The following is a 6,675-nucleotide window of genomic DNA, read 5'->3' as shown; positions in this document are numbered from 1 at the left end:
GGCACGGCCCGCTGCGGGGCCCCGGCGGCGGGGGGGGCCCCCGGACCGCCCCCCCCCCCCCGACCCCCCCGGCGCGACCCGCGGGTCGCCACGAGCAACGCCTGTGAGGTCCCGTGTCCCGAGTCCGCCGTCGCCGTACGGTGCTGGTGCTCGCCGTCCTGGGCGTCCTGGCGGCCGCCGCGATCGTCGGCGCCGTCCTGGTCGCCCCCCGCTCGGGCGAGGGGCCGGCGCCGGCGACCGGCACGGCGACGAGCGTGCCCTCGATCACCGCGGCTCCGGCCGGTAGGGCCACGGCGACGGCCTCCCCGTCCGTCCCGTCGTCCCCACCTCCCCCGGGCGGCGGTGCCGGGTCCCCCGTGGCCGTGGTGACCCCGCCGGCCCCCGAGGAGGTCGCCACCGACGCGCCTCCGACGTCGGGGGACACCGCCCTGCAGGCGGTCCTGACCGCCGTCTCCTGGGACGCCGGCCGCGCCGCGGTGCGGGCCGCGGGGTACGTGTCCGGCGCCGTGGAGGACGGCGGCACCTGCACGCTGACCCTCACCAGCGGCGCGACGGTCCTCACCGCCACCTCCGAGGGCCTCGCCGACGCGAGCACCACCTCCTGCGGGCAGATCCGCGTCACCGACCCGCGGCTGACGGCCGGCACCTGGCAGGCGGTGCTCGGCTACGCGTCCGGGGCCGGCCGGGCCACCTCGGACGCCACCGCGGTGGTCGTGCCGTGAGCGCCGCGCGCCTGTCCTCCCGCCTGCTCGGGCTGGTCGTCTCCGCCGTCTGCTGCGCGGCGCTGCTGGTCGTGGGCGCCGGCGCGCTGCCGGCCGGCTCCCCGGCCACCCCGCAGCTGGTCGAGACCGCCGACGTCAGCCAGTTCGACCCGGGCAACATCATCAGCGACGACGTCTTCTTCGACTCCACGTCGATGGACGCAGGCGCCGTGGCCTCCTTCATCAACGCCAAGGGCGCGTCCTGCCGCGCCGGCTCCGACGGCACCCCGTGCCTGAAGGACTTCGTGCAGGACACCTACACCCGCAACGCCGACTCACTGTGCCGGGGCACGTACACCGGCGCCGCCCGCGAGAGCGCCGCGGCGATCATCGCGAAGGTCGCCACGGCCTGCGGCGTCAACCCGCAGGTGCTGCTGGTCCTGATCCAGAAGGAGCAGTCGCTGGTGACCAACGACGGCTCGACGCTGTGGGCCAACCGCTACAAGAGCGCCGCCGGCATGGGCTGTCCGGACACCGCCGCCTGCGACGCCGCCTACTACGGGTTCTTCAACCAGGTGTACGGCGCGGCCCGGCAGTTCCAGCGGTACGCGGCCAACCCCGACGGCTACGCGCACGTGGCGGGCGAGGTGAACTTCGTCCGCTACTCACCGAACGCCGCGTGCGGAGGCTCCCAGGTCTACATCGCCAACCAGGCGACCGCCGGCCTGTACAACTACACGCCCTACCAGCCCACCGCCGCCGCCCTCGCCGCCGGCTACCGAGCGGCCGACGATGCCTGTGCGGCGTACGGCAACCGCAACTTCTGGCTGTACTTCAACGACTGGTTCGGCTCGAGCACCGTCCCCTACGTCTCCGGCGGCATCGCCGCGACGTGGAACGCACTCGGTGGCGCGAAGGGCGTCCTCGGCCAGCCCGTGACGCGGATGGTCTGCGGCCTGGAGCAGGGCGGCTGCGCGCAGCACTTCCAGGGCGGGTCGGTCTACTGGACGCAGGCGACCGGCGCCCGGGCGGTGCTGGGCGCGGTCCGCGACCTGTGGGCCGCCCGGGGATGGCAGAGCGGGCCGCTCGGCTACCCGATCATGGACACCGCCTGCGGCCAGCGGGACGGCGGCTGCGCGCAGCACTTCCAGGGCGGGTCGGTCTACTGGAGCCCGGCGACCGGCGCGCACTCCACCCACGGCGCCGTGCGCGACTCGTGGGCCGCCCGCGGCTGGCAGGACGGCGCCCTCGGCTACCCGGTCAGCGACCTGGTCTGCGGGCTGCGCCAGGGCGGGTGTGCCCAGCACTTCCAGGGCGGCTCGCTGTACTGGACGGCGAGCACCGGCGTGAGCCTGTCCACCGGTGTGGTCCGGGAGACCTGGGCCGCCAGCGGCTGGCAGGACGGCCCGGTCGGCTACCCGACGGCGGACGTCGTCTGCGGCCTGGCCGGCGGCGGGTGCCGGCAGGACTTCCAGTACGGCTCGGTGACGTGGACGTCGGCCACCGGCGGACGTGTGGTCTCCGGTGGGGTCGGCGCGCTGTGGGCGGCAGGCGGCGGCCAGTCCGGCCCCCTCGGCTACCCGACCGGCGCCATGGCCTGCGGGCTCACCCGCAGCGGCTGCAGCCAGCAGTTCCAGGGCGGGCTGGTGACCTGGAGCCCCCAGTCCGGTACCGCAGCCATGTCCGGCGGCATCCTGGCAGCCTGGACGGCGAGCGGGCGCGACCGGAGCTCCTTCGGCTACCCGACCGCGGCGATGACCTGCGGACACGCCGGCGGCGGGTGCACCCAGCCCTTCCAGTACGCCCAGCTGACCTGGTCCCCGGGCACCGGCACGCGGGCGCTGTCCGGCGGCATCGCCGCGGTCTGGACCTCGACGGGCGGAGCCGACGGCCAGCTCGGGTACCCGACCATGGACATGGTCTGCGGCCTGCGCGACGGCGGCTGTGCCCAGCACATGACCGGCGGCTCGGCCTACTGGTCCCCCGCCACCGGCGCCTGGGCGTCCTGGGGTCCGGTCCGTGACGCGTGGGCGGCCACCGGCTGGGAGAACGGGCTCCTCGGCTACCCGACGGGCACCACCGCCTGCGGTCAACGTGACGGCGGCTGCACCCAGCGGTTCGCCGGCGGCGAGATCGCCTGGTCGGCCGCCACCGGGGCGCACGCGGTCTCCGGCGGCTTCGGCGCGACCTGGGTGAGCGAGGGGCGCGCCGACGGCCCGCTGGGCTACCCGACCGGCGACATGAGCTGCACCTCCGCCGGCTGTACCCAGCAGTTCCAGGGCGGCACCCTGCAGTGGGACGCGCGGACGCAGGTGATCACCCGGCGGTGAGCCCCACGGCCGGCCCGGTGCCGGGGACCGCCGCGCGCGGACCCCGGCACCGTGCACGTCCGGGTACCCTCGGTGAGGCCCTGCGCCGCCCATCGGCGCCCGGGCGGCTCCCCGGCGTGGTCCGCCGCTCCACACACACCAGCCGCCCAGGCCGCCGCTCCGTGCCGACCAGAGCGAGGTTTCCACCAAGATGGCACTGCACCGACCGGCCAGGACCCGCAGGGCATGACGACCACCCACGTCGCGGTGGACCTCATGCACCTGACGGGTCAGCGCGGCGGGACCGAGACCTACGCGCGCGAGCTGTACCGCGCGATGCCGGCCGTCGCCCCCGACCTGCGGTTCACGGCGCTGGTGAACGCCGGGACCGACCTCCCCCTCGACTGGTTCCCCGGCGACGTGCGGCGCATCCCCGTGTCCGGCCGCAACCGGATCGCGTGGGCGGTCGCCGAGAGCGTCGTCGTCGGCCCGGTCGCCCGGCGGCTGGGAGCGGACGTGCTGCACTCCCCCGCCAACTTCGGTCCCGCGGTGCGGGTGCTGCCCACCGTGCTGACCGTGCACGACCTCCTCTCCTTCCGGCTGCCCGACCTCGCGGGACCGCTCGGCCGCCCGGTCGGTGCGCTCAGCCGCCGGGCCGCCCGCGCCGCCACCCGCGTGGTCACCGACTCGCAGGCCTCGGCCGCCGACATCGCCGAGTTCGTCGGCCTCGGCCCCGACCGGGTCGACGTCGTCCCGCTGGCCGCGGGCCGGCCCGCACCGCTGGGTCCCGACGACCGTCTCCCGGCCGCCGTGCCCGACACCGGCCGGCCGCTGGTGCTGAGCACCGGCAACCGGCTCCCCCACAAGGACTTCCCGACGCTGCTGCGGGCCTGGGCGGAGCTGCCCGCCGGCGGGCGGCCGCTGCTGGTGGTCACCGGCAGCCAGGGCGACGACCCGCTGCGCCCGCTGGTGGCCGAACTGGGCCTGGAGGACGACGTCGTCCTGCTCGGCTGGGTCGCCCGCGGCGAGCTCGAGGCGTTGTTCGCCCGGGCCGACCTCTACGTCTGCCCCTCGTTGTTCGAGGGCTTCGGCCTGCCCGTCCTGGAGGCGATGCAGCGCGGCTGCCCGGTGCTCGCCTCGGACATCCCCGTGCTGCGCGAGGTGGGCGGCGAGGCGGCGCGGTACGTGACCCCGCGCGACGCCGGCGCCTTCGCCGCCGCGGTGCAGGGCCTGCTCGCCGACCCGGCGCAGCGCGAGGGCCTCGCCGCCGCGGGGCGGGAGCGGGCGGGGCGCTTCTCGTGGGAGACCGCGGCCCGCCGGACGGCCGAGTCCCTGCGCCGCGCCGCCGGAGTGGTCCGCACCGAGGACGTGCGGGAGTCCGCTCCGTGAGTGCCTCTCCGACCGCAGCGGGCGGTGGGCCCTCCGCGCCCGCGCCGGACGCCGCCTCGCCCGTGCCGCAGGCCGCCCCGGAGTCAGGCGGTGACGTCCGCTCGGGCCTGACCGTGCTGGCCGCCTCGATGGTCGGTCACGCGGGCAACTACCTGTTCTACGTCGTGGCGGCCCGGATGCTCGGGGCAGCGCAGTTCGCCGAGGTCAGCGCCCTCATCGCGTACTCGCTCATCTGCTTCCAGCCGCTCAACGGGGTGCAGGCCGCTGCGGCACGCGACGCCGCCCGGCTGGCGGGCCAGGGGGACGCCGCCGGGCTGTCGGCGCTGGTGCGCACGCTGGCCCGGGGCAGCGGCTGGGGAACGCTCGGGGCCACCCTGGCCCTGCTCGCCGTCGGGCCGCTGCTCACGGCCTGGCTGGACCTCTCGACCTGGACCCTGGCCGCCGTCGCGGCGTTGTGGATCCCGTTGGGTGGCGTGCTGCTGGTGGGCACCGGCGTCCTGCAGGGGCTGGGCGCCTTCGGGCGGGTGGCCCTCGTCCTGGCCGGACCGCTCGGGGCACTGCGGACCGCGCTCCTGCCGATCTGCGTCCTGCTGATCGGACTGTCGGGTGCGGTCTGGGCGATGGTCGCCGCCACGGTGATCGGGTTGCTGCTGCTCGCCGGTCCGCTGCGCCGGGCCGCCCGTCCCGCCCCCGGGACCGCCCGGTTCTCGCCGGGGACCTCGATCGTGGCGCTGCTGGCCTTCGCCAGCCTGACCAACCTGGACCAGCTCGTCTCGAAGGCGGCCCTCGCCCCGGAGGTCGCCGGCGTCTACGCGGCCGCCGCGCTGATGGGCAAGGTCTCCCTGTACGCGCCCGCCGCCCTGACCATGGTGCTGCTGCCCCGGGTCGCCGCCGACCTCGCGCGCGGCCGGGAGCCCATCCGCCCGGTGCTGCTGACCATGGGGGTCACCGCGGTCACCGGGCTGGCCATCACGGGCGCGCTGGCCCTCGTGCCCGCCTCGCTGCTCGCAGCCACGTTCGGACCGGAGTTCGCCGACGCCGCTCGCCTCATGGTGCCGCTGTCACTGGTGATGACGCTGGCGTCGCTGCTGTACGTGCACCTGACGCTGGCCATCGCCCGCAGCTCCCGGTCCTTCCCGGTGCTGTTGCTGGTCGCCGCCCTGGCCCACGGTGCGGTGCTCGCGCTCTGGCACGGCTCACCGGAGGCGGTCATCGCCGCGTCGGCCGTCGTCATCGGCGTCACGACGCTGGTCCACGAGGTGGCCTCACCGCACGGCACCGTCCGCATGGTCCTGCGCGCGGCGGCCGCGCGCAGGACGGCGTCGACCTGATCGGCCGAAGGCACCGAGGTCAGTGCGGAAGTCCCGGGACCTCGCGCCAGAAGGCGTCGAGCCGGCGGTTGAACTCCTCGGGCGCCTCCTCGAACGGCGCGTGCGCCTGGTCCTCGATCAGCTCGAAGCGCGCCCCCGGGATGGCCTGGGCCACCGCCCGGCCGTAGTCCGGTGGGGCGATGGTGTCGGCGCTGCCGGTCATCACCAGCGTCGGGACGGCGATCCGGGGCAGCCGGTCGAGGGTCGCGTGGTCCCAGAAGGCGTCGGCGAAGCGCTGGAAGGACTCGCTGGACTGCGGGTACGGGAAGGCCAGCGCGGCCTCGATCGTCCGGTCGACCCGCCCGTCCTCGTGGGCGCGGTGGGTGTACGCCCAGGCGGAGAACGCCTCGAGGAACGCCCGCTCGCTCGGCGCCCGCTCGGCCATCCAGAGCCAGGACCCGACCACGTGGTGCCAGCGGACGTCCGGGCGGCACCAGGTGCCGACCAGCACGAGGCTGCGGACGGCGTCCGGGTGCCGCAGGGCCAGCTCCTGCGCGATCACGCCGCCGCCGGAGTAGCCGACGACGTGCGCGGGGCCGGCGCCGCACTCCAGCAGCACGCCGGCCGCGTCGTCGGCGAGGTCGGCCACCGTGTAGGCGAGGTCCGGGCGGGTGGAGCGGCCGACGTCACGGTTGTCGAAGGCGATCAGCCGGTAGCGGTCGGACAGCCCGTCGAGCTGGGCCGACCAGGCCTCGAGCGGGTCGCCGCCGCCGTTGACGAGCAGGACGTCGGGCCCGCTCCCCCGCTGCTCGACCCACAGCCTGACGTCGCCCGCTCGCACCGCTGCGCCCATCGGTCCGGCCCTCCGCTGCATGGGGCCGGACGGCTCCCGGCCCGGGCTGGGAGCTGCCATCGTCGCGCGCCGTGGCAGCCGGTGGACGGTTCCCGCCCCCGGGGACGGCGCGC

5 protein-coding genes are annotated in these 6,675 nt (G+C 76.3%); 4 read left to right on the top strand and 1 reads right to left on the bottom strand.

The annotated features are described in order from the left end of the window. Window positions 1-146 precede the first annotated feature (146 nt). The 4 genes from ACI8AR_RS22635 (at window position 147) to ACI8AR_RS22620 (ending at window position 5,730) form a co-directional block, all read left to right on the top strand. Window positions 147-722 (top strand): hypothetical protein, encoded by a 576-nt coding sequence (locus tag ACI8AR_RS22635; RefSeq protein ID WP_457052997.1) that lies wholly within the window; start codon window positions 147-149, stop codon window positions 720-722. Further along, the gene (locus ACI8AR_RS22630) at window positions 719-3,031 is read left to right on the top strand and encodes an LGFP repeat-containing protein (RefSeq protein WP_457052996.1); all 2,313 of its coding nucleotides are present in this window, start codon (window positions 719-721) and stop codon (window positions 3,029-3,031) included. Before ACI8AR_RS22635 ends, ACI8AR_RS22630 begins: the two co-directional genes overlap by 4 nt. Before the next feature lie 225 nt (window positions 3,032-3,256). Next, the gene (locus ACI8AR_RS22625) at window positions 3,257-4,399 is read left to right on the top strand and encodes a glycosyltransferase family 4 protein (protein WP_457052995.1); all 1,143 of its coding nucleotides are present in this window, start codon (window positions 3,257-3,259) and stop codon (window positions 4,397-4,399) included. Next, entirely contained in the window at window positions 4,396-5,730 is a 1,335-nt protein-coding gene (locus ACI8AR_RS22620) for a lipopolysaccharide biosynthesis protein (protein ID WP_457052994.1), read from the top strand. The genes ACI8AR_RS22625 and ACI8AR_RS22620 overlap by 4 nt, the downstream gene beginning before the upstream one ends. A 19-nt stretch (window positions 5,731-5,749) precedes the next feature. Here ACI8AR_RS22620 and ACI8AR_RS22615 read toward each other — a convergent pair whose 3' ends face one another. Next, entirely contained in the window at window positions 5,750-6,562 is an 813-nt protein-coding gene (locus ACI8AR_RS22615) for an alpha/beta fold hydrolase (RefSeq protein WP_457052993.1), read from the bottom strand. Window positions 6,563-6,675: the final 113 nt, after the last annotated feature.

Source organism: Geodermatophilus sp. SYSU D01036, assembly GCF_054050435.1.
This window is presented reverse-complemented; position numbering and strand designations above follow the sequence as displayed.

Coding starts and splice junctions, on each gene's coding strand:
- ACI8AR_RS22615 (WP_457052993.1), bottom strand. CDS start 6,562: ATGGGCGCAGCGGTGCGAGCGGGCGACGTCAGGCTGTGGGTCGAGCAG.
- ACI8AR_RS22625 (WP_457052995.1), top strand. CDS start 3,257: ATGACGACCACCCACGTCGCGGTGGACCTCATGCACCTGACGGGTCAG.